A 23136-nucleotide genomic window follows, 5' to 3' on the forward strand; every position below is an offset into this window, starting at 1 on the left:
CGGTTTAACTGAAAACTCGTGCTCCTGGATTTTGCGACACTGCGTCAAGCCCAAATTAACCTGCCTGATACAAATGCAAAAAAACTTTCAATTCAAAACCTGGATGGTTAATCACCCAATACTTCTATCGACGAAAAAATCTTTATCAACGAAATACCGAGAAAATTCTCACAAAGAATCTATCCACTTCTAGTATTTATTTCCTGCGCCTCGGTCTAATCTCCCCCCGCCTCTAAAATCAAAAACGATTACATTATGGTGCTGACATTTGAAAACTATAAAAGACAATAAAGAACCGATAGCATTCAAACACGCCTTATTTAAATGCAACTCCTGCCAGCAGGATGTACTTCTTTCACTGGATCAAGTCCAGGAATTGATCATCAACAAACATGCTAACTGCCCAAATTGCTCCCTGGCCGTCAAGATATGCAAGTACGATCAAGATGTATTGACATATATTGTCGACAGCTTGATAAATGGAGACACTTTCACACATGCAGTGGCTGCAATAGGCATTATATTTGGAGCATTAGCGCTAATGTATTTACCAGCTAATGCAAGCTTCATCGTAGTCATCTTGATTCTGGGCGCAATATATAGAAAAGGCTATTCAGCACCCACTGCTCAAAACATAGTAATCCTCGAGCCTATTGATGACGCACAATGCATAACTTTAGAGAAAAAGGAGTAACTTAACTAACAAGCCCTTGCCGTTAAGAAAAATTCATAAACTATTAAAGTGCTTATAAATGGCGTAAAACAGGGTGGTATCTTAGGTTTTTCTTCTCAGACCACGGCAGCCGATTCACAGCTTTAATTACTTTGACCTTGAGCCCCGTTGTACGGGCCGTACGCAAGTCGCACGATCCGGATGCAACTGCTTGATGCCATCGCAAGCAAGCCCACGCCCACAGTGGGCCCTGGCGTAGCCTGATGATGTGAACACCATCAAACCTGTGGGAGCGGGCTTGCTCGCGAAAGGATCAACGCGGTTTAAACGATAAACCGCGCCGCTTGCATCGCGAGCAAGCCCGCTCCCACACAGTATCCTCCCCTACTTCCAGCGATCCGCCGCCGCTTCATCGCTGGCCCGGCCTTCAACCCAGCGCGGGCCTTCGGCGGTCTGTTCTTTTTTCCAGAACGGGGCACGGGTCTTCAGGTAGTCCATCACAAATGCACAGGCATCAAATGCCGCCTGGCGATGGGCACTCGCCACACCTACAAACACTATTGGTTCACCTGGCTCCAGCGCCCCAATACGGTGCAGCACCTCAAGCGAGAGTAACGGCCAACGCTGCTCAGCCTCAACCATGATCTTGGCCAGCGCTTTTTCGGTCATCCCCGGATAGTGCTCCAGAAACATCCCCGCCACTTCACGCCCGTCATTGAAGTCGCGCACATAACCAACAAAACTCACCACCGCCCCCACGCCCATGTTGGCCGCATGCAACGCGTTGACTTCGGCGCCCGGGTCAAAGGCCGCCACTTGCACCCGAATCGCCATGTTCAGCCTCCGGTCACAGGCGGAAAGAACGCCACTTCATCGCCATCTGCCAACCCTTCATCCAGCTTGCACAACTCCTCGTTGCGCGCACACATCAGGTTGGATTCGGCCAATACCTGCCAGGCCCCTCCACGTTGCGCCAAGTGCGCACGCAACTGGTCGATGGACGCAAACTCACCGTCCACCGACTCGCTGTCCAGCCCGAGGGCTTCGCGGTAGCGGGCAAAAAAAACCACGTTGAGCCTCATGACGGATCAGCCTGAAAGTGCCCGCTTTTGCCACCGAGCTTTTCCAGCACACGCACGCTTTCGATAGTCATGCCGCGATCCACGGCCTTGCACATGTCATAGATCGTCAGTGCCGCGACGCTGGCGGCAGTCAGGGCCTCCATCTCCACGCCGGTCTGCCCGGACAACTTGCAACGCGCCACGATCAACACCGCATCACTGCCCTGAGCGCTGAGTTCAACCTTGACGCTCGTGAGCATCAGGGGATGGCACAGCGGGATCAAATCCGAGGTTTTTTTCGCCGCCTGAATCCCGGCGATACGCGCCACGGCGAACACATCACCTTTGGGGTGACCGCCACTGACGATCATTTCCAGGGTTTCAGGGCGCATGCGCACCACTGCTTGTGCCACAGCTTCACGGGAGGTCACCGCTTTATCGGTGACATCGACCATGTTGGCGCGGCCTTGGGAATCTAAGTGTGTCAGCACAGGGGGTACTCCAGACAGGAGCCTCGATTGTAAACCCGAGTTTCAGTGGAAGGCCATCGACCCCACGAATACCGCGCATCAGAACATCGAATTGGCCGCCCACGATCATTCGCCGTACAACGGTTGAAACTCGGGAGACATCCTTATGCCACTTTTCATAGCCATTGCCCTGAGCCTTCTGGCCGGCGCTGCGGTGCCCCTCCAGGCCGGCAGCAACGCACGATTGGGTCTGGCGCTGGGCCATCCGTTTTGGGCAACGGTTATCTCATTGCTGGTGAGTGGTGTGGCGATTGCGCTGGTGATGCTGATCGTCAAAGTGCCCCGCCCCAACCTCGCGACCTTGATCACGGGCCCCTGGTGGATTTGGCTGGGTGGGCTGGCCGGGGTGTTTTACATCACGGTGGCTCTGATCATCGTACCGCGACTGGGTGCGCTGAATTTCATCATGGCGGTGGTCGTGGGCCAGCTGATTATTTCATTGCTGATCGATTATTTCGGGCTGTTGGGTTTGCCTAAAAACACCCCCAGCCTGCAAAAACTGCTCGGCGTAAGCGTGGTGCTGGCCGGTTTTATCATTGCATCACGGGGCTGATGGCGCGCTCACCTGCCTGACCAGATCTCGCAGCCAGCGATGGGCCGGGTCTTCGTTGAAACGTTGATGCCAGACCTGCACATAGTTAAACGGCGCCACTGTCATGGGCGGCGCCAGCGCTATCAGGGTGTCGCCATATGACAGGTTGTCCAGCGTTCGGGTGGCCACAGTGAGGATCAGGTCGGTGTCGGCAATCATCCCTGGCGCCGTGCCCCAATGGGGAACGTTGACCGCAACCCGTCGCTGCAGCCCCTGGGCACGCAATACGTTATCGACTTCGCCCTGGGTGTTGCCATCCATCGACACCAACAGGTGCGGGCGGGCCAGATAACTGTCCAGGTCAAGCACGCCAGTGTCCGCAAGCGAACGACGATTGAGCAGGCAGGTAAAGGTTTCTTCAAACAATACATCGCTGGAAACATCCGCCGGCAACGTCGCAAATACCCCCAGGGCCAGGTCGATTTTGCCCTGTTCGATCTGTTCCAGCATGCCCAGACGGCTGTCCTGGATCACCACAAGCGAGGTGTCCGGCGCTTGGGCCCGCAGTTGCACCAGCAATTTTGGCAGCACGATAGCAGCGCCGTAATCAGACATCGCGAGGCGAAAAGTGCGCTGTGAGTCGGCCGGCACAAAATCGATGGACTGGCCGAGCAGCGTTTCGATCTGCCCAAGAATCACTTTCAGCGGTGCCTGAAGATTTTGCGCCAGGGCGCTCAGCACCACTTCGTTGCCCTGACGAATCAACAGCGGGTCATCCAGCAACACCCTGAGTTTGCTCAGCGAATGGCTGATGGCCGGCTGACTCAAGTGCAAACGAACACCGGTCCGGGTCACGTGTTTTTCCGTGAGCAGCGCATCGAGCACCACCAACAGATTCAAATCGATATTGCGCAGTAACACCCCGACTCTCCTGTCATCTCCAACTCCAAGGGAGCGCTGCATGCTTGACCCAAAACGACTCACTGACTCAGCGCGTAACAGCGGCAAGCTTACCTCACGCCGAACCAAGTACGCGCTTTTAGCCCTTTTACTGGCTCTGATCGCCTGGGGACTTTGGCTCTGGCAACAACCGGCGCCCGCCCCCCCTGTCGCCGCGCCGGTCAAAGTGGCCGTGGCTAGCGTCAGCAATCAGCCCTTTGTGCGCTTTCTCGACGCCATTGGTGAGCTGGAAGCGGTGGAGGAAGTCGGCGTGCCCGCCGAGATTGGCGGTCGTATCGTCGAACTGCCGATTGAGTCCGGGCAACGGGTTGAGCACGGACAGGTACTGCTGCGGCTTAATGATGCACCAGAGCGCGGCCAACTGGTGCGCTTGCAGGGTCAGCTGGACAACACCCGGGTACGCCTTGACCGGATGAAAAAACTGATTGGTTCCAATGCCATTTCACGCGAGGCACTGGACAATGCCCAAGCCGAATTCACCACCGCCCGCGGAGCAGTTCAGGGGCTGATCGCACAGATCGAACAACGCACCATCCGCGCACCGTTCGCGGGTACCCTGGGGATTCGCAAAGTCCATTTGGGCCAGTACGTAAACCCGGGCGACACCCTGATCAATCTCATCGGCACCAAGGGCTTGTACGTCAATTTCAGTGTCCCCGAGCAATCCCTTTCCCACTTCGCTATCGGCAACACGCTACAGATCGAACTCGACGCCCTGCCCCATCAGCCATTGACGGCAGTGGTCAGTAGCATCGACCCGTTCATTGAACGCACACGCACCGTGAATATTCAGGCCCGCCTGCAAAACCCACCTATTGCCGCCCTGCCCCGTATGTTCGCCCGGGTACGTTTACCCCTGCCCCTGCCCGAAAACACCTTGAGCGTGCCGGAAACGGCAGTGACCTATAGCGCCTATGGCGAAGATCTCTATGTCGTGCAACCTACCGAACCCCCCACTGTCCGTCGGATCTCGGTCAAAACCGGCGAGCGGCGCGATGGCTGGGTGGTGATCACCCAGGGCCTGGCACGGGAGGATAACGTGGTGATTTCAGGCCAGATCAAACTCAGCGATGGCGCACGTATCGAGCCCATGCCCCATAGCGTAGTGACCGTTGACGCAGGAGTCCTGGAGTGAAATTTACCGATATTTTTGTGCGCCGCCCGGTGCTGGCCCTTGTGGTCAGCTTGATGATCCTGCTGGCCGGGCTCAAAGCCTATATGGGATTACCCGTGCGTCAGTACCCGCTGCTGGAAAGCTCGGTGATTACCGTCAGCACCGATTACCCCGGGGCCCCTTCCGAATTGATGCAGGGCTTTATCACCCAACCCATCAACCAGTCCCTGGCTTCGGTGGAGGGTGTCGACTACATCAGTTCGTCTTCGGTGCAGGGCCACAGCCTGGTGACCTTGCGCATGGCGCTCAACCAGGACTCGGCCAAAGCCCTTAGCGAGGTGATCGCCAAGGTCAATCAAGTCAAATATCGCCTGCCGGAGCAGGCCTACGACCCGGTGATCGAACGTTCGGCCGGCGAGTCCACTGCCGTGGCCTATGTCGGTTTTACCAGCGAGAGCCTGTCAGCACCGGCCTTGAGCGACTACCTGAACCGGGTGGTGCAGCCCTTGTTCGCCACGATCGAAGGCGTGGCCAAGGTCGAAACCTTTGGTGGCCAGCGCCTGGCGATGCGCCTGTGGCTCGACCCGCAGCGCATGGCCGGCCACGGTATCAGCGCCGCACAGGTTGAGCAGGCGATCCGCGCCAACAACTTCCAGGCCGCACCGGGGCAAATCAAGGGCCAGTACGTAGTCTCCGCGATTCAGGTCAACAGTGACCTCAATTCCCTCAACGAATTTCGTGACCTGGTAATCAGCAATCGCGGCGATCACTTACTGCGCCTGAGTGATATCGCCGACATCGAACTGGGTGCTGCCGCCTACGAAACCAGCGCCCTGATGGACGGTAAACCTGCCGTGCATCTAGGGCTGTATGCCACACCCAAGGGCAATCCGCTGTTGATCGTTGACGGTATCAAGCGTCTGCTGCCCGACATCCAAAAGACCCTGCCGCCGGGGGTTGAAGTGGCGTTGGCCTTCGAGACCGCGCACTTTATCGAGGCCTCGATTCTGGAGGTAATCCAGACCCTGCTTGAAGCGATACTGATCGTCGTGGCAATCATTTTTTTGTGCCTGGGTTCGTGGCGCACCGTACTGATCCCGATCCTCAGCATCCCGTTGTCGATACTCGGTGCCCTGGCATTGATGGCGCTGTTCGGATTTAGCATCAACCTGCTCACCCTGCTGGCGATGGTGCTTGCCATCGGACTGGTGGTGGACGACGCGATTGTGGTCACCGAAAACATCCACCGCCATATCAAGGAGGGCCTCGCCCCACTGCAGGCGGCACTCATTGGCGCCCGGGAAATCGCTGCGCCGGTGATTGCCATGACCATCACCCTGGCGGCGGTTTACATGCCCATAGGCCTGATGAATGGTCTGACCGGCGCACTGTTCAAGGAATTCGCCTTGACCCTGGCCGGGGCGGTATTGGTCTCGGGGGTTATCGCCCTGACTCTGACCCCGGTGATGTGCGCCAAACTGCTGCCAGCGGAACAAAACGAAGGGCGTATGGGGTTGATGGCCGAGAGCTTCTTCCACCGTTTGTCACGACGCTATCAACGTGGCTTGTTGAAGTCATTGCGTGGACGCAGCGTGGTACTGGTGTTTGCATTCCTGATCCTGATCAGCCTGCCGCTGCTCTACGGCCAGGCAGCAAAAGAACTGGCGCCCAACGAAGACCAGGGCAACTTGCTGTTGGCAATCAAGTCCCCACAACATGCCAACCTCGATTTTGTAGAGCGCTACGCCGCGCAATTGAGCCAGGTGCTCGGCGCCATCCCGGAAGCGACCGGGACATGGATCATCAACGGCACCGATGGTGTGGCCGCCAGCTACGCCGGGATCAATCTCAAGGAATGGAAGCAGCGCGAGCGTAGCGCCGCACAGATCCAGAGCGAACTGCAACAACAGGTAGACGGGGTTGAAGGCAACTCCATATTCGTATTCCAGATGCCACCTCTGCCCGCCTCCACGGGAGGCTTGCCGATACAGCTGGTAATCCGCAGCACCGAGGATTACCGCTCCCTGTATCTGGCCATGGAGCAGATAAAAAAACAGGCACGGGCCAGCGGTTTATTTGCTGTGGTCGACAGCGACCTCGACTTCAACAACCCGGTGACCGAAGTCCGGATCGACCGCAGCAAGGCCAACAGCCTGGGCATCCGCCTGCAAGACATCGCCAGCACCCTGGCCATACTCGTTGGTGAGAACTACACCAACCGGTTCGCGATGCAAGGCCGCTCCTATGATGTGATCGCACAATCCCAGGCCAGCCAGCGTCTGACTCCAGAGGCCTTGAACGGCTTCTACCTCACGACCGATAGTGGGGTGCAAGTGCCGCTATCCACCGTGGTCAGCCTGCACAGCGATATCCAGCCCAACCGCCTCAGGCAGTTCAACCAGCAAAATTCAGCGACCTTGCAGGGCATTGCCGCGCCGGGAGTAAGCCTGGGCGAAGCGGTCGTCTTTTTGGCCGCCCAAAGCGATCAACTACCCGCCAGCTTCAGCCACGACTGGCAGTCCGATTCGCGCCAGTTTATTCACGAAGGCAACGCGCTGATGCTGACGTTCCTGTTCGCCCTGATCGTGATTTACATGGTGCTGGCGGCGCAGTACGAAAGCCTGCGAGACCCGCTGATCATCCTGATCACCGTACCGCTGTCCATCTGCGGCGCCTTGATTCCATTGGCGCTGGGCTGGGCCACGCTCAACATCTACACGCAGATAGGGCTGGTAACGCTGATTGGCCTGATCAGCAAACACGGTATTTTGATGGTTGAATTTGCCAACGAACTGCAAATGACCACGGGGTGCTCCCCCACTCACGCGATTATCCGCTCTGCGCGTATTCGCCTGCGGCCGATCCTGATGACTACCGCCGCGATGGTCGTGGGCTTGGTGCCGCTACTGTTTGCCAGCGGCGCGGGCGCCAGCAGCCGCTTCGGGCTGGGCATTGTAATCGTGGTGGGAATGGTGGTCGGGACGCTGTTTACGTTGTTTGTGTTGCCGTCGATTTACACGCTGATCTCGAAAAGGCATTTGGCTGCTCCAGTCAATGACGAGCCCATGCCTTGACCTTGGGTAGCAGGTAAATAACGCATGTCCCAGCTTGTAGCAGTTGACGGGTTTTGCGAGGCTGCGTCCGGTTGCGATGTAGCAGTCGTAAATCCATGCAGTGCGGTGCTTGCTGGTTCATGCTGTTTCTTGCACCGCCAGCGCGGCGAGTTCGGCTTCGCGTTTGGCGATGGCGTGTTCAAGCTCCGGGGAGCGTTTGGCCCATTGTTCTGGCGGGAGGGGTTTTGACCATTCGATGATGTCGGGATGGGTCAACTGCGGTGGTGGGTACAGTTTCTTTCTTTGGAGATAGGTAGCCAAAGGGGCATTGAACACCAATATTCCGACCAGACCATCCCATAAAAACGTTATAAGCCAGCCATATTTATTGGCTCTGCCGTTAAGGTAGTCGATGTAATAGCGCCAGCTTCCTCCTGAGTTAAGTGCGGCTGCTTCTGGTGCCGCATCAGGCCCGACTTCCATGTAACTGCGCATGCATTCCCACAGCGCCATCGCCGTGGTGCCGCCGCCGCAATTGAAGGCGAAATAAAAGTGTTTTTTATCTTCCTTGGCCAAGGGGTCCGGGTTTTCGAAACCCACGATCAATAAACCCATCGTGTTTTTGCCCGCCTGGCTTGTCGATGAGTGCTGAGTGGCGGCAGCGGTGACACTTTCCCAAGGCACAATCCAATAGTCGCCGTCTTCCATCGGTACGCAGACTTCTCGGCGTTGACGATTGAAGCGTACTGGGAGGGGGACTTTGCGGAAGAGGCCTTGGATTACAAAAATTGTAGGAATACCTATGATGATGAGTGCTGCAATCCATATCATTGCAGGGTTAGGGCTGATATACGCCATCAGTACAAACACAACGAACATTGGCCAGATCGTCATCACTACCGATCCAATGCTGTAGTTCCCTATATCAATGAATACATCGTTCTTACGCCAAATAATATTCAGGACATCTGAAGGTTTTCTACCTGTTGGAATAGGCAATGGCGCCAAGTAGTCATCACGCGAAAAAATCCGTTTTTTGGTGGTTCCGGCTGGTGGCGTGCTCATGGTTTGCCCTTTGGTTGCAGGTAAATGGCGCCGGGATGCCCCTTGCCGAGGGAGTAGATTGGCACTCGATCCAGTTCGGGTGTCGGGTCGTTACGCAGTGCTATCACCCCGTCGTTGTTGGTGAGGGTAAAAGCAACGCCCCGTTCGCCACCGACAAAGTTGTGAGCGCCCAGCATGGCAATCAAGGGTGTGCGATAGCGCAAACGAAGCGAAACAGTGGCCAAGAACGTGTTGGTTTGCTGGTTCATGCTGCTTCTTGCACCGCCAGCGCGGCGAGTTCGGCTTCACGTTTGGCGATGGCCTGTTCAAGCTCCGGGGAGCGGTTGGCCCATTGTTCCGGCGGGAGGGGTTTTGACCATTCGATGATGTCGGGGTGGGTGATGTCGGGGGGCGGGTTTAGTTTCCAGCGTTCAAGCACGTCAATCAGTAGTGTGTTGAAGATGAAAATCCCGCAAAAGCCTTCCCACAAGATTGTTACTGGCCAGCCTCTCAACTTCGCACCCTTTAGGAGATCGTCCCAATAGGTCGCCCATATACCTTTGGATCTATCGAAGCGTGCTGTTTGATCTTCAACAGCATCAGCCCCAATTTCCATATAACTGCGCATGCACTCCCAAAGCGCCATCGCCGTGGTACCGCCGCCGCAATTGAAGGCGAAATAAAAGTGTTTGTTATCTTCCTTGGCCAAGGAGTCCGGATTTTCGAAACCCACGATCAATAAACCCATCGTGTTTTTACCCGCCTGGCTTGTCGATGAGTGTTGAGTGGCGGCAGCGGTGACACTTTCCCACGGCACAATCCAATAGTCGCCGTCTTCCATCGGTACGCAGACTTCTCGGCGTTGACGATTGAAGCGTACTGGGAGGGGGACTTTGCGGAAGAGGCCTTGGATAAGGAAAAGTATTGGCAGAGCCATGATAACTGCGCCCACTACTAGAATGTCCTGGCTGAAATCAGGTGCGATGTTTCTAGTAAAAAAGGCCATGAATAAGAACACCATGATTCCTACCCACAGAACCATAACAGCAGATCCAATGCTGTAATTCCCGATATCAATAAACACATCGTTCTTGCGCCAAATCGTGTTAAGCACATCTGAAGGTTTTCTGCCTGTTGGAACAGGCAATGGCGCCAAATAATCATCACGCGAGAAAATCCGTTTTTTGGTGGTTCCAGCCGGTGGCGTACTCATGGCTTGTCCTTGGGTTGCAGGTAAATGGCGCCGGGATGGCCCTTGCCGAGGGAGTAGATTGGCACTCGATCCAGCTCGGGTGTCGGGTCGTTACGCAGTTCTATGACGCCGTCGTTGTCGGTTAAGGTGAAAGCAACGCCTCGTTCGCCTCCGACAAAATTGCGAGCGCCCAGCATGGCAATCAAGGGTGTGCGATAGCGCAAACGAAGCGAAACAGTGGCCGGCGACGTGCTAATTACGTTCGACAGGGTTTTAAAGGGGCCGCTCAAACGCAAGCCTTGATCTTCCTGAAACGGTATCCACTGGCACGCGCTACTGGACAGCCAATGAGGTGCCATGTCACGCCATGGACGAGGGGGTTTGTAGTTATTGTGAGGGCTGTTTTTGATCAGGTAACGGTAGGCTTGGGAGTCCACGGGGTCGCCCATCATGCTCAATTCAAGGTAGGCCGTACCCGGTTCTGCTCCCGGCAAGTCGATGGTCAGGGCATTGATGGAGCTGACGAAGGACAGTCCAGATGGACCATTGGAACCGCCTGTCTCGGAACTGCTTTGCATGCTGACGCGGGGGCTGTACAAGATGCCGTATAGCCAGTTCAGTTCTTCTTGCTGGGCTTTGGCGGGGATAGGCTCTAAATTCGTGGCCCGTGCTTTGGACCAGCAGCAGGCGTTGAGGAAGCTTTGTACCGGGGTTTGCTGAAAGAACCAACTGATCAGGTACAGCACGCCCAGTGCGGCAATAAGCCAGTTCAACGGCCCCATGTACAGCGTGTAACGCATGATGGCGACTTCGACTTCTATTAAGCCTGCCAGTGCTTTACTGGTTTGAAACACCCCTATAAGAGCCTGTGCCCCATAAGCGACTACTTGCCCTCCCACCACTGTTTGGCGCATCTCAAGCCATGGATCGATGTGTGTGTGCGAGTTCTCTATCTGTATTTTTAAAGAGCTAAATTCGTGCATTGCAGCGCCTAAGGAGAGCAGGCCAATCACCCCCCCAAACAAAGTAAGCGTTGGCCCTGCTGAACCATAGAAATGGAACCGATCCCTACCCAACCCCTTCCTCACCTGACTATCAACCACCGCCACCAACGCCGCCGAGGCATATAGCGAAGCCGACACTGTGTCGTTGACCCGCCGATCATCCATCCCTTCCAGCGCTGCGGCCTGGCTCAAGTAGTTGTTCGCATTGAGCGTGTTAAGCAGCAACGCCGCCAATGGCACCACGCCGCCGCTGTTGCTGATCAGCGGGGAGTTGGTCACGCGTTCCATGCGCCCGGCGCCGATGGCTTGTCCCGTGGCCTTGACCCAGTGGTTGAGGCCCTCGGCTTTTTCCCCCAGCAGGGTCCACATCTGCCTGCCCGCGTGGGTCACGGCCTGCAAGCGCGCATCGCTGCCCAGGCGTGCAGCGACGAAGATACCCACCCAGGCGCTGCTCAAGGTGGTGTCGCCCTTGAGGATCAGCAGCGACGCTGCCAACCGGTTGACCAGTACGCTCCAGGGCTCCTGGGCGTGGCGGGCCATGGCTGCGATGTCGTTGGCAATCACGGCGCTCAGGGGGGCAAACAGCTGACGGGTTGCCTCGCGGTTTTCTGAGCCCAGGGCAGCCAGTATTTCCCCCAGGCGACCGGTGCCGACAATGCCCGCATCGATCGAGGGGGTCCAGGCGTGGAACAGGTGTTTGAGCGCGCCTTCGTCGGGGGCGCGCACGTAGTCGGCATATTGCTCTGCACCCTTGGCCCGGGTGCATTGGGCGCTCAGGCAGCCGGTGGCCAGTTCGGTGAGCCACTGGCGGCTTTCAACGTCGTAGTAATCGACGAACCAGGTGCCGCTGTGGGAGCGTGTGAGGTATTGGCCACGGTCGGCAAACAAGGCGTTGTGGCGCTGTTCGACGTGTTGGTAATGGGCCGGGGCGGTAGTGTCGAGCCAGGTGTTCATGGCTGGCAAGTCAATGTACTCGCTGACCTTGGCGCTGAAGTGGTCGTTGTCGAGGTTGGACTGTTTTTCAGCGTGGTATTCACGCACCAACGCTTCCACTTCGGTGTACAGGTCGGGCGCAATAAAGGCTCGTACAGGGGCAACGATTTGCTGGATTCGAGCATCACGGGCGCTGGCTTCTCCAAGGCTCGGACGGCCGCCATAGAGGCCGTTGTGGAGTTTAGCCTCGGACTCTTGGTCCAGCTGGCGCTGGGCATCGAGCATGATGTTGCCCTGTTCGGGCGTGAGGTTGATGCCTCGGCCCTTGTAGTGGTGGTTCAAAATCGCGGCCACCTCAGCGCCATCTTCGATGATCAGGCTGCGAATAAAGCCGCCGATGTTCAAGCGCAGGTTGTTGTCGCCCACCCACTGTTCGTGGCTCGATTCAACCCGTTCCTGCTCATGGTTGATGTCGCGCAGCACCCCCAGGTCGTCGTCCAGGCACACGAATACCGGGTACAGCGCCCTGGCCTCAGCCGTGGCGGCCTCCAGCCAGGTCTGGGTGCACTGGCCGGCCCACGGCTCGGCACTCCACTCGCCGGGTGCCTGGTCAGGGGCGTCGGGGTGTTGGGCGATGATTTTTTCGCGCTCCCGGGCGCGGTACAGGGCATCGGTGTAAGCCTTGATGTTGGCCTTGGAGGGGGCTTTCATCACCGTTTCACCCAACGCCCGGGTGTCATCGCCTCCGGCTTTTTGATCGGCCTTCATCGATTGGGCGTAGGTGTAGGAGATGAGTTCAGCCATCACCTCGGTGGCGTTTTCCAGGGGCGGGCAATGGTCGGCTTGCAGCTCGTTGGCCACGGTGCGCAAGGCTACATGGCGCATGTGCGCACTGCGTTTGGCGGGGTTGTCGCTGAGCAAGGCGCAGTGTTGCGGGTCGAGTGGGAATTCGGTGTAAAGCATCCAGGCGTCGTGGTGCTTGTGCAACGCCAGCCCCGTCAACATACCGTCGGGTACGTGGGTAGCCTCGGCCTCCAGCGCTTGTGGCTGGAGCCTGCCAGTGGGCGACACGGCATAACGCTGGAGCGGGCCTTTTTCCTGCCACAGGTACAAAAAGCCGACCCGCAGACGCCGCGCGGCCATGGGGTGGCTTTGGGTGGTCACGCCGGGGGAACAGCAGGGGTGAGTGGCTTGTTCCTGCGCCAGGGCGTAGCGCACGGGCACCACGAACACTTCAGGCTGGTGAGCCGGGCATGGCGTCAGGGGGCTTTTGACGTCGACGTGAGGCTGCGCCTTGGCGGCGCGTTCGGCCTGCGCGGCGTTATCGATCATGGCCAGTTTTTGAGCGCTCATGCACAGGGTTCCTAGTTGGTGAGCAACTGGTATGTCAGCTCGGTGTTCAGGTTGTCCAAACGTTGTTCGGGGGTTACACCGGGCTCAGCCAGTATCAGACGATAAGCGCCATGGGCCGGGCCTTGATGAAAGTCAGTCCCGAGCACAGCCTGAAAGCGCGCCCACAAAAAAATCTCATCGGCGGCGCTGTAACCGTATCGCTCGGCAGTGTTCTGGCAGTGAGCGACCCATTGTTCTGCGGTCATGTCCTGACCTTGCAGATAGTCGGGAAAGTACGTTTCGCAATGGTCGATTAAGCGCTGGGCAAAGCTCTGTTGCTTGGCACTGTTCAAGTGAGCCAGTTGTTCGGCGCGCAGAACCAGCCAGGGCGTGTCTGCATACCGCGCAGCGGGCTGATCAGGTTGGGTCTGATGAATCACTGAATGCGGCAACCGTATTAACTCTATTGGTCCCATCAAGGGGGCGCGCTCATGGGCAGGCAATTCTGCTAGCCACAAGGCGGTAATCCGAGGGTCGTAGAAACGGAATAACACCGTGACCTCGCCCTCGACGCGGGCATGGATGAGGCTGCGCACATGTTCGACAACGATTTTTTCATCAGCCAGCGACTCCAGCCAGATCCCCGCCGTGGCACTCCACTGCTCGGTAAAGGTCTGAGCCAAAGGGCTGTTGAGGGTCATCGGAACCAGCACTGGGCTGACTTCATCCAGTGCGCTGTAGGCGGTGCGTTGATACAGGGAATGAAAGTGCACGCTGGGCGCGACCTCAAACAACCGATGCGCCAGGTTGTCTATTTGGGTGCTATCAAGTAACAGGTACGCCTGACTCATACGCTCAATGCCTCCATCTTCTGGCACACCGCACAAATAGAGGTGGCCTGTTGAGCGGCTTGTCTTGCTGCTGTGGTTTGCGCGGGCAATGAGGGTGCAACTAACGTCGCCGTCACTACTGGAAGCATCGAAGCCGCTGGCGTGGCCCCTACTCCCACAGCCGGTGCGCCGCCCACGACGAGGGGTACGCTGCTGAAGATGCCGGCGGCACTGATGACGATGTGTTGGCCACCCGCTGCCAACGTGAGGTTCATGCTTGCATTAACCACTACATTGGGAGCGGTGAGGTGCGCTTGGCTACCGGCCTGAATCACCCACGTACCGTCTGCCGTAGTGCTGCTGTTACCGGTGATGCTGATCAGTTCGTTACCACCGATCACCGTGTTACGCAGACCTTGGGTGGTGTGCAGTTCGTCACCCTTGATCAGGCTGGAGCTGTTGTTGTCGACTTGTTCAAAACGGTCGTTGCTGATCAGGCTGTGGCTGTCTCGGGTGACCTGTTCGCGGCGGTCATTACCGACTTTAGTGTCGATGTCGTTGAGGATCACCTGCTCCATGTCGCGCTGCGCACGCAGGTAGATCAGTTCCTGCCCGGCCCGGTCTTCAATCGACAGCTCGTTGTAGCCGCCACTCGCGGGCGAGCTGTGGCTACGCAGCACGGTTTTGGTTTTGTTCGCCGGTAGCAGATAAGGCACCGGTTTAGCCTGATTCGGCACGCAACCGGTAATTAGCGGTTTGTCCGGGTCGCCTTCTTCGTAGCTGATGACCACTTCCATGCCGATGCGCGGGATCGTCACGGCGCCGAAGTTTTCCCCGGCCCAGCTGGATGAAACCCTGACCCAGCAGCTGCTTTTTTCGCTGTTGAGTTCAGCTCGGTCCCAGGGCAGTTCAATCTTTACCCGTCCTAGCTCGTCGCAATAAATCTCTTGACCTTGGGGGCCGGTCACGCGGGCGGTTTGCGCGACCAGTGGCGCGCGGACGGGTGGCAGGGGTGGGCGGAAGAACACGTCCCACGGTATCGCACTGAAATGGTTGCGGTAGCCCTGAGTGAAGCCGTCAGCGGGCTTTAGATCGCTGATGATCGACTCTTCCAGCACCTGAGGCTGCTTGCCTTCGTGGTACACGCTGAGCAACAGCCACAGGTCGTTGCAGGCTTTGCGCGGGTGTTCGCTCAGGGTGAACAAGTGACCACTGCGCAACGCGGGCTGATCGCTTTTGCCTTCGGCCAACTGGTAGTCGGTTCGGTGGCGTTCGAGGGCTTGCTGGGCCAACTGTCGGCCGCGATGTTCGGTGCCGATCAGAACCGGATAGTGGTAATCCTCCAGCGCTGGCGTGAACTCGGCAGTGAAGGTGTTTTCAATCAGCAGACTCGGCCGTGTCAGGTCGTAATCGCGGCGGGTAACGGTGCTGGTACGTGTGCTGAAGCGTTGGGAAAACTGTTCAACCACCGGGTAATCGGCCACGGTTCCGGTGCCTTGCCGGTAGGGCGTTTCGCCCAACGCAGGAAAGTAAGCTTGGCTGTCAGTGAATACCAGCAGGTGGCCGTCTTTCGTATGTTGGTGATGCCAGGCAATACCGTCTTCGGCACACAAGCGTTGCAGGAATAAGTAATTGTTTTCGCCGTATTGAGTGCAGTACTCGCGCACAGGGCTGGTGCGGACATTAAAAGTAAATGCGTCAGCCTGAATACCATGGCCTTGCAGGACTTTGGCGATGATCTGCGGCACGCTGTGGTGTTGGAAAATTCGCTGGTCGTAGCTGAACTGCAAATAGTGGAGTGCCGGCACCAGGGTCAAATGGTAGCGGGTCAGGCGCTTACCGACTTCGCCCACGCAAATATCTTCGATGCGCCCGTGAATGCCTTCGCCATTGTGGCCAAATTGCAGATACGCAGACTGACTTAGCAATGTTTCAAGAGCGATATCGGGGTTTTCACTGACCAGTTCAACCCCAATTGCGTAGAGCTGGCTGATGGCTTCAACACCGTTAAAAGAGAGCACTTTTAAGTCGTTGCGAACGGCGGGAATTTGTATCGAGAAATGTGCCATGTTGGCCGATACGAACATACGCTTACCCTTGAGTGGGATTTTGAATGCGGGCCTCAAAACCTTTGAAATAATGAGTTCTATCGGAGAAAAACTAGTGTGACGCGCCCAATTACCACACAAGATTAGTACCAACTATATAAATCAATATAGCTATCAGATAGTTACATCATCCGAGATTAAATCCTTTTCAGTTAAATCAGTGAAAAACCCAGAAGTTGCGCAAGAAGTTGCACACTGCTGCGCAACTTCTTGCGCACCCGTCTACAGAGTTCTAACTGCTTGGCCTGCAGCAATGTATCCACATGGTTATCCCCATTTAAGTGCGCAACAAATTGCACACTTAAGACATTACCAAAGGGTAGATTTTGTCGTGCCGCAGCGGGCCAAAGGGCACTGTGCGGATCGAGTGCTGAGGGGGTATTTTTGTAGTCACTGACAAGGAGTAAAAGCTGTTGTCGACGGCCCAGCGGCCGTTAAATCTGCATCTTTGGTACTTACTGTGTCTAAACGCAACCGGGCGGCTCAAGGCCGCCCGGGTCAGGGTTAAACAGGCAATGTCAGAGGTGAGACTCGGCGTATTCGGCCAGAATCGAACGTGGCACCCCTTGCAGCGCGATGTGCACGCCGTTGGGGAAGTCTTTGAAACGCTCCGTCAGGTAGGTCAGCCCCGAACTGGTGGCTGACAGGTACGGTGTATCGATCTGCGCCAGGTTGCCCAGGCACACCACTTTGGAACCGGCGCCCGCACGGGTAATGATGGTTTTCATTTGGTGCGGTGTGAGGTTTTGGCACTCATCGATCAAGATCAGGCTTTGCTGGAAGCTGCGACCGCGAATGTAGTTCAGGGATTTGAACTGCAAAGGCACCTTGCTCAGGATGTAGTCGACGCTGCCGTGAGTGTTTTCATCATCCATGTGCAGGGCTTCGAGGTTGTCGGTGATGGCTCCCAGCCAAGGCTCCATTTTCTCGGCTTCGGTACCCGGCAAGAACCCGATTTCCTGATCCAGGCCCTGCACGCTGCGGGTACAGATAATCCGCCGGTAACGCTTGCTGACCATGGTTTGCTCAATCGCCGCCGCCAGTGCCAGGATGGTTTTACCCGAGCCCGCCGCACCCGACAGGTTGACCAGATGAATATCCGGGTCGAGCAATGCAAACAGCGCCAGCCCCTGATAAATATCCCGCGGCTTCAAACCCCAGGCTTCTTGATGCAGCAACGGTTCCTGATGCATGTCCAGAATCAGTAATTGATCCTTGCGTACCTCTTTGATCCAGCCGACAAAGCCCTGCTCATCGATGATGAATTCATTGATGTGCACTGCCGGCAGATTTTCGTTCATCTGAACCTGATGCCAGGTACGGCCATGTCCCTGACGGGTTTCGACCTTGTTGACCCGGTCCCAGAACGAGCCGGTCATGGTGTGATAACCGCGCGACAACATCGAAACGTCGTCAACCAGTTGGTCAGTGCTGTAATCCTCGGACTCGATCCCGCAGGCCCGAGCCTTGAGGCGCATGTTGATGTCTTTGGTGACCAGCACCACACGCAACTGCGGCTCACGAGCGTGCAGGTCAATCAACTGGTTGATGATGATGTTGTCGTTGAGGTTTTCGGGCAACAGCGCGTTAGGCTCTCGGCGCTTGCTCATCATGATCGACAGGAAGCCTTTGGGCGCTCCCTTGCCACGCTGGATCGGCACGCCCTTTTCGACGTCTTCAGGGCAGGCAACCCCCAGTAACTGATCGATCAAACGGATGGCCTGACGACACTCGGCTGCCACCAGTAATTTGCCGGTTTTGAGCTTGTCCAGTTCTTCGAGCACCGTCATGGGGATGGCGACGTGGTGCTCCTCGAAGTTCAGCAGTGCGTTTGGATCGTGAATCAGAACATTGGTATCGAGTACATAAAGGATTGGCTGGTTGGAAGAAGGAGTGCGTCCGTGATCATCCATACTCGGTCACCTTTGTGGGAGCCAGTCGACGCAATACCGCAACAGTGCTGCGCCTCGAAGTGACTGCCGTAAATAACCTGCCCGATGGGTCTTGGAAGACGCCACCTGTGTTGCAGGTTTCGGCCGTCTGTCTTCGTAATACTCCTAAATGTGTGACAAAAAAAAGCTTTTTTACCGATTCAGCACTTTATTTTTTTGAATGACGAATAGCCTTGGCGGATGTCGAAAGCGGTACTAAAGTCATGTATTAACCGCATGTTTCTACAGCACTTCGCAATCTTCCCACCCCAAGCCACTTTGCGCCGTCGCCTTGAGCAACCAGGGTAATGCGGTGCGCACCTTGTCCTGAGTGTCGTGAAAGGTAATCACACCGTGACGCCAGAGCAACATCAGACTCAACACCCGCTGTGCTGACTGTTCAGCGCTAAGGCTGGCTGCCATGTCCTGGGCATCAATATCCCACAGCGCCACCTGCAAACCCTGCGCCTCGAAAAACGCCCCGCTGTCTGCCCGACGCTGCCCATAGGGCGGGCGAAACAGAGGCACGTAATTGAGCGGCACAACCTGCTTGAGCAAGGCAGTGCTGCGCAAAATCGAGTCCTGCCAATCCTGCCAGTGGCTGTGAGAGCGATATTCCCATCCCTGCACACCTACGCACTGCCCCTTGTACAGCGCTTGCAACGCCTGCTCACCGCCTTTGTCCAGACGCACCTGCACACTGTTGCCCAGCACAAAAAACCTCGCACTCAAGGACTGCTTGCGCAAGTAATCGGTCAACCAATCGGTAGTGCCGGGCAATTGGGTGGGACCGCTGTCGAAGGTCAGCATAAACAACCGGTCATGCATCCCGTCTCCGTTGCTTTCCTGCTCGCCGAACAGCTCGATTTCGCTGCTGATTTGCGGAAACAGCGCGGCCTTGCGCAGTTGTTCATCCAGATAACGCTGGTGGAATTCACGGCTTGGCTCAGCCCAGGTTACGTAAAACGAGTCATCCGCGATTGCAAACTTGCCTGCCTGCTCACGAAGACTGTCCATGCCGTCGACGTAATAGCAAAATGAAGCGTCCTGATCGCAGCTTTGCTGGGCAAAGTTATAGTTGGTCAACAGTCGCTGCCACATCCGTTTGCGCACGCTATCAATGGCATCGAGGTTGATGATTTTCAGGCCCAGGCGCTGCTTGAGGGCGTTTTCATCCAGCGCTTCGCTGGCCAGCAGGGCGTGGGCGAAGGTGAGAATTTCAGCCCGTGAGGCCACATCGAATAAAGCTGGACTGATCAATTGCTCGGGCCAGGTGCTGCGATCCAGGGTCGCTGGCTCATTGGGGGCTGCAACTGCCCCCAGACACACCAGCCAGGCCGAGAAAAAAAGAGCGATGCGCACGGGTCAATCTCCCAGTAAAAACTGCTCGCACTATACCTGTGGGAGCGGGCTTGCTCGCGATCGCATCAACACAGTTCTGTTGAAGGACTGGGTTATTTGCATTGCATTCACGCTCGCGCCCACTAACTTTGCGCAGTGCCTATCACCGTCATAGGTGGAGTCAAACCGCCCAACCCCCTAGAATCCCCCGACGCTAAAAGGAGACGACCTCATGCTGATGGTGATTTCACCCGCTAAAACCCTCGACTACGAGACGCCGCCGGCCACTGCGCGTTTCACCCAGCCGCACTACCTGGACCATTCCCAGGAGCTGATCGAGCAATTACGTGAACTGAGCCCGCAACAGATTGGCGAGCTGATGCACTTGTCCGACAAGCTTTCAGGCCTCAATGCAGCGCGTTTCGGCAGCTGGACACCCGCGTTCACCCCCGAAAATGCCAAGCAGGCACTGCTGGCGTTCAAGGGCGATGTGTACACCGGGCTCAACGCCGTGGACTTCAACGAGGCGGACTTCGACTACGCGCAAACCCATCTGCGCATGCTCTCGGGGCTGTACGGCCTGTTGCGTCCGCTGGACCTGATGATGCCGTATCGCCTGGAGATGGGCACCAAACTGGCCAATGCCCGCGGCAAGGATCTCTATGCGTTCTGGGGCACCCGTATCAGCGAGTGGCTCAACGAAGCGCTGGCCGAGCAAGGCGATGACGTGTTGCTCAACCTGGCGTCCAATGAGTACTTCTCGGCAGTCAAAAAGTCAGCCTTGAACGCACGCATCATCAACACCGAGTTCAAGGACCTGAAAAACGGTCAGCACAAGATCATCAGCTTTTACGCCAAAAAAGCCCGCGGGATGATGAGCCGGTTCGTGATCAAGGAACGCATCAACAACCCCGATCACCTCAAGCAGTTCGATGAGCAGGGTTATCGTTTCAGCGCAGAGCAGTCAAAGCCCGACCTGCTGGTGTTTTTGCGTGACCACGCTCCCGAATAAGCCCCCTCATGCTGATGCACCCCAGTTGCAGTGAACATGCGCCCTCGCCATTGGCATCTAAGCTTCAGTAGGATGTACGTTCATTTTCTGTGAGGGGAGCGTCATGCTTATCGGCGTTCTACTGATCATCACGTGGCTGATCCTGCTGCTGCGTTATCCGTCCAAAGCCTTCCCGGTGTCGATGGCAGCACTGATCGGGTTGGCGCTAGTGGCCATATCGGTGGCGTGGCTGGATCATCGCGAATCTCAACAACTGGCACGCCTGGAGCTGCGTATCGTCTATGACCCTGTGCAGTGCCCGGCAGACCGGCCACTGCAACTCACGCTGCAAAACCGCAACACCGTGCCATTGGTCGAACTCGGCTGGCGCATCGCGGCCTATGCACCGGGCGATACCGTCAACCTTGCCGACAACCTCTACACCGCCCCGCGCTACCGAGGGCCTGGCGAGCTGCAACCCGGAGCAAGCTGGCAGGACTGCCTGCCGATGCCGCCCCTGCGTGCCGGTTATCGTGCGCAAACCCTCGAGTTCCGTGCAGAGCGTCTGCAAGGCAGCTTTTCCAACTAAGGATTTTTCAATGCTCCGTGTTTTGATCACCGGTTGCTCCAGCGGTATTGGTCGCGCCTTGGCCGACGCCTTCAAGGCGGCGGGTCATGAGGTGTGGACCAGCGCCCGCAAGCCTGACGATGTGGTCCGATTGGCCGCAGCGGGGTTTAACGCGGTCCAGCTAGACGTAAATGACCCGCTGGCGCTGGCACAGCTGGCCGAACGCCTGACACAAGACGGTGGCGGGCTGGACGTACTGATCAACAATGCGGGTTTCGGCGCCATGGGTCCGTTGCTGGATGGCGGCGTCGAGGGCCTGCAACAGCAGTTTGAAACCAATGTTTTTTCCGTGGTCGGTGTCACTCGTGCCCTGTTTACAGCGCTGCGCCGCAGCAAGGGCCTGGTGGTCAATATCGGCAGTGTCTCCGGTGTACTGGTGACCCCGTTTGCCGGGGCCTATTGCGCCTCAAAAGCCGCCGTTCATGCCTTGAGCGATGCCCTGCGCATGGAGCTGGCACCTTTTGCCATTCGGGTGCTGGAAGTGCAGCCGGGCGCTATCGACACCCACTTTGCCAAAAATGCCAGTGCCCAGGCCGAACAGCTAATCGACCAGCAGTCCGCCTGGTGGCCCGTGCGTGAGGGTATTCGCGCCAGGGCCAAAGCCTCGCAAGACAACCCCACCCCGGCAACAGACTTCGCTGAAGCGGTGCTCAAGGCCGTACAAAAACCTGTTCCGCCAATACTGTTGCGTCACGGCAATGGCAGCCGGGCCTTGCCCTTGCTGGCCGCGCTGGTACCCCGCCGCTTGCTGCAAAAGATCCTGATGAGACGGTTCGGGCTGAACGCATCCTTGTGATGCTCAGGTACTTGTGGGAGCGGGCTTGCTCGCGATGGCATCTCCTCGTTTTTCCTGAAGGACCGCAGTGTTTGTATCGCGAGCAAGCCCGCTCCCACAGTGCCTGCGAAACCACGTTCAAGCATGGCCCTTCATGAAATCGATGAACACCCGCACTTTTAGCGGCAAATGGCGGGTGTCAGGGTACAGCGCATAAACCCCCTGGCGGGTCAGTTGCCATTCGGGCAACAACCGCACCAGTCGGCCGGCCTGCAAGTCCTCTTCGATCAGCCAGTCAGGCAAGATCGCCACCCCCTGCCCCGTTAGGGCAAAAGCCTGCAGCACCGATGAATTCTCCGCCTTGATCCGCGCCCGCGAAGGGTTGGGCTGGTAAGGCCTGACCAGGCCACTGCTGGTCTCGGTAATATTCAACTCCCCTACCCGCCCATGCTCCAGCCACGGTGTTTGCTCGAGGCCTTGCACGCTGTTGATGGGCGCCACGCTGGCGATAAAGGCCGGAGACGCCACGGGCAGAATCTCGAAAGTGCTCAATTGCACGGCACGATGGCTGGAATCAAGCACGCGGCCCAGTCGCAAGGCCACATCAAAACGTTCCGAGATCAGGTCCGCGTGGGTCGAGGAGGTCGACAGATGCACATTGAGATCGGGATGCAAGGTGCGGAACAGCTCGAGTGCTGGCACCACCTTGGCCAGCGCATATTCCACCGTGGTGGTGATGCGCAGGGTGCCCTTGAGTTCGGTGTGTTCGCTGCGGGCTTCGTCAATCGCCAGTCGGGCCGCCTCCAGCATGCTCAGGCAGCGCAGATAAAAGCGCTCACCGGCCTCGGTCAGGGCCAGCCTCCGGGTGTTGCGTGTAAGCAAGGTCACACCCAGTTCGGCCTCAAGCCGCTTGATATTAAAACTGACCACGGCACGGGTTTGCCCCAGCAAATCGGCAGCTGCTGTAAGGGATCCGGCTTCGACCACCGCTTTGAAAGTGTCGAATCGATCGAGGCTAACCATGGGCAATCCTGCCTATTGTCAAAATAATTTTGACAATCTAGCAGCAGGCGCACGGTTCCTCCACACGCAAAAGCTGCTTAC

General features: G+C 57.0%; 20 protein-coding genes. 7 read left to right on the forward strand and 13 right to left on the reverse strand.

Annotated features, from left to right (window positions below; genetic code table 11):
* Positions 1-268 precede the first annotated feature (268 nt).
* Complete coding sequence (locus RGV06_RS09695; RefSeq protein ID WP_322149890.1) at positions 269-694, forward strand: hypothetical protein; 426 nt, start codon at positions 269-271, stop codon at positions 692-694.
* A 363-nt stretch (positions 695-1057) separates the two neighbouring features.
* On the opposite strand, the gene moaE is transcribed toward RGV06_RS09695, so the two are convergent.
* From moaE to moaC, 3 genes are read right to left on the reverse strand one after another with little or no spacing between them, the layout of a single operon-like run.
* Positions 1058-1507 (reverse strand): molybdopterin synthase catalytic subunit MoaE, encoded by a 450-nt coding sequence (moaE, locus tag RGV06_RS09700; protein ID WP_046810065.1) that lies wholly within the window; start codon positions 1505-1507, stop codon positions 1058-1060.
* A gap of 2 nt (positions 1508-1509) precedes the next feature.
* Positions 1510-1755 (reverse strand): molybdopterin converting factor subunit 1, encoded by a 246-nt coding sequence (gene moaD / locus RGV06_RS09705; RefSeq protein WP_322149891.1) that lies wholly within the window; start codon positions 1753-1755, stop codon positions 1510-1512.
* On the reverse strand, positions 1752-2225 hold the full coding sequence (gene moaC, locus RGV06_RS09710; RefSeq protein WP_019821998.1) for a cyclic pyranopterin monophosphate synthase MoaC: 474 nt from the start codon (positions 2223-2225) through the stop codon (positions 1752-1754). Before moaC ends, moaD begins: the two co-directional genes overlap by 4 nt.
* Before the next feature lie 145 nt (positions 2226-2370).
* Here moaC and RGV06_RS09715 point away from each other — a divergent pair, with 145 nt between their 5' ends.
* A complete protein-coding gene (locus RGV06_RS09715) occupies positions 2371-2817 on the forward strand; it encodes a DMT family transporter (RefSeq protein WP_019821997.1) in 447 nt (148 codons plus the stop codon).
* On the opposite strand, the gene RGV06_RS09720 is transcribed toward RGV06_RS09715, so the two are convergent.
* Positions 2806-3717: a LysR family transcriptional regulator gene (locus RGV06_RS09720; RefSeq protein ID WP_019821996.1), complete on the reverse strand. Its 912-nt coding sequence runs from the start codon at positions 3715-3717 to the stop codon at positions 2806-2808. The two genes, RGV06_RS09715 and RGV06_RS09720, sit on opposite strands and share 12 nt — an antisense overlap.
* A 40-nt stretch (positions 3718-3757) precedes the next feature.
* Between RGV06_RS09720 and RGV06_RS09725 the strand changes: the two genes are divergently transcribed.
* Both RGV06_RS09725 and RGV06_RS09730 read left to right on the forward strand, forming a co-directional pair.
* A complete protein-coding gene (locus tag RGV06_RS09725) occupies positions 3758-4891 on the forward strand; it encodes an efflux RND transporter periplasmic adaptor subunit (protein WP_322149894.1) in 1134 nt (377 codons plus the stop codon).
* Positions 4888-7944 (forward strand): MexW/MexI family multidrug efflux RND transporter permease subunit, encoded by a 3057-nt coding sequence (locus tag RGV06_RS09730; protein WP_322149895.1) that lies wholly within the window; start codon positions 4888-4890, stop codon positions 7942-7944. The genes RGV06_RS09725 and RGV06_RS09730 overlap by 4 nt, the downstream gene beginning before the upstream one ends.
* 117 nt (positions 7945-8061) lie before the next feature.
* On the opposite strand, the gene RGV06_RS09735 is transcribed toward RGV06_RS09730, so the two are convergent.
* From RGV06_RS09735 to RGV06_RS09770, 8 genes are all read right to left on the reverse strand, one after another.
* Complete coding sequence (locus RGV06_RS09735) at positions 8062-8988, reverse strand: hypothetical protein (RefSeq protein ID WP_322149896.1); 927 nt, start codon at positions 8986-8988, stop codon at positions 8062-8064.
* A complete protein-coding gene (locus tag RGV06_RS09740; protein ID WP_322149897.1) occupies positions 8985-9236 on the reverse strand; it encodes a hypothetical protein in 252 nt (83 codons plus the stop codon). The genes RGV06_RS09735 and RGV06_RS09740 overlap by 4 nt, the downstream gene beginning before the upstream one ends.
* Complete coding sequence (locus RGV06_RS09745) at positions 9233-10180, reverse strand: hypothetical protein (RefSeq protein ID WP_322149898.1); 948 nt, start codon at positions 10178-10180, stop codon at positions 9233-9235. The genes RGV06_RS09740 and RGV06_RS09745 overlap by 4 nt, the downstream gene beginning before the upstream one ends.
* Positions 10177-13449, reverse strand: coding sequence for a toxin VasX (locus tag RGV06_RS09750; protein WP_322149899.1), 3273 nt, complete (start codon positions 13447-13449; stop codon positions 10177-10179). Before RGV06_RS09750 ends, RGV06_RS09745 begins: the two co-directional genes overlap by 4 nt.
* A gap of 11 nt (positions 13450-13460) precedes the next feature.
* Positions 13461-14279: a DUF4123 domain-containing protein gene (locus tag RGV06_RS09755; protein WP_322149900.1), complete on the reverse strand. Its 819-nt coding sequence runs from the start codon at positions 14277-14279 to the stop codon at positions 13461-13463.
* The gene (locus RGV06_RS09760) at positions 14276-16345 is read right to left on the reverse strand and encodes a type VI secretion system tip protein VgrG (protein WP_322149901.1); all 2070 of its coding nucleotides are present in this window, start codon (positions 16343-16345) and stop codon (positions 14276-14278) included. Before RGV06_RS09760 ends, RGV06_RS09755 begins: the two co-directional genes overlap by 4 nt.
* A 539-nt stretch (positions 16346-16884) precedes the next feature.
* On the reverse strand, positions 16885-18279 hold the full coding sequence (locus RGV06_RS09765; protein ID WP_019824867.1) for a PhoH family protein: 1395 nt from the start codon (positions 18277-18279) through the stop codon (positions 16885-16887).
* Positions 18280-18540: 261 nt separating this feature from the next.
* Positions 18541-19659: a polysaccharide deacetylase family protein gene (locus RGV06_RS09770; protein WP_019824869.1), complete on the reverse strand. Its 1119-nt coding sequence runs from the start codon at positions 19657-19659 to the stop codon at positions 18541-18543.
* Positions 19660-19870: 211 nt separating this feature from the next.
* Here RGV06_RS09770 and yaaA point away from each other — a divergent pair, with 211 nt between their 5' ends.
* The 3 genes from yaaA (at position 19871) to RGV06_RS09785 (ending at position 22053) form a co-directional block, all read left to right on the forward strand.
* The gene (gene yaaA, locus RGV06_RS09775) at positions 19871-20650 is read left to right on the forward strand and encodes a peroxide stress protein YaaA (protein WP_019824871.1); all 780 of its coding nucleotides are present in this window, start codon (positions 19871-19873) and stop codon (positions 20648-20650) included.
* Positions 20651-20753: 103 nt separating this feature from the next.
* Entirely contained in the window at positions 20754-21218 is a 465-nt protein-coding gene (locus tag RGV06_RS09780) for a hypothetical protein (protein WP_048351344.1), read from the forward strand.
* A gap of 10 nt (positions 21219-21228) precedes the next feature.
* Positions 21229-22053: an SDR family oxidoreductase gene (locus RGV06_RS09785; protein ID WP_322149902.1), complete on the forward strand. Its 825-nt coding sequence runs from the start codon at positions 21229-21231 to the stop codon at positions 22051-22053.
* A gap of 117 nt (positions 22054-22170) precedes the next feature.
* Here the strand turns inward: RGV06_RS09785 and RGV06_RS09790 are convergent, their stop codons facing one another.
* Positions 22171-23055, reverse strand: coding sequence for a LysR family transcriptional regulator (locus RGV06_RS09790; RefSeq protein WP_046809694.1), 885 nt, complete (start codon positions 23053-23055; stop codon positions 22171-22173).
* Positions 23056-23136 lie beyond the last annotated feature (81 nt).

It is taken from the genome of Pseudomonas sp. CCI3.1 (assembly GCF_034313985.1).
Taxonomy (GTDB): Bacteria; Pseudomonadota; Gammaproteobacteria; order Pseudomonadales; family Pseudomonadaceae; genus Aquipseudomonas; species Aquipseudomonas psychrophila.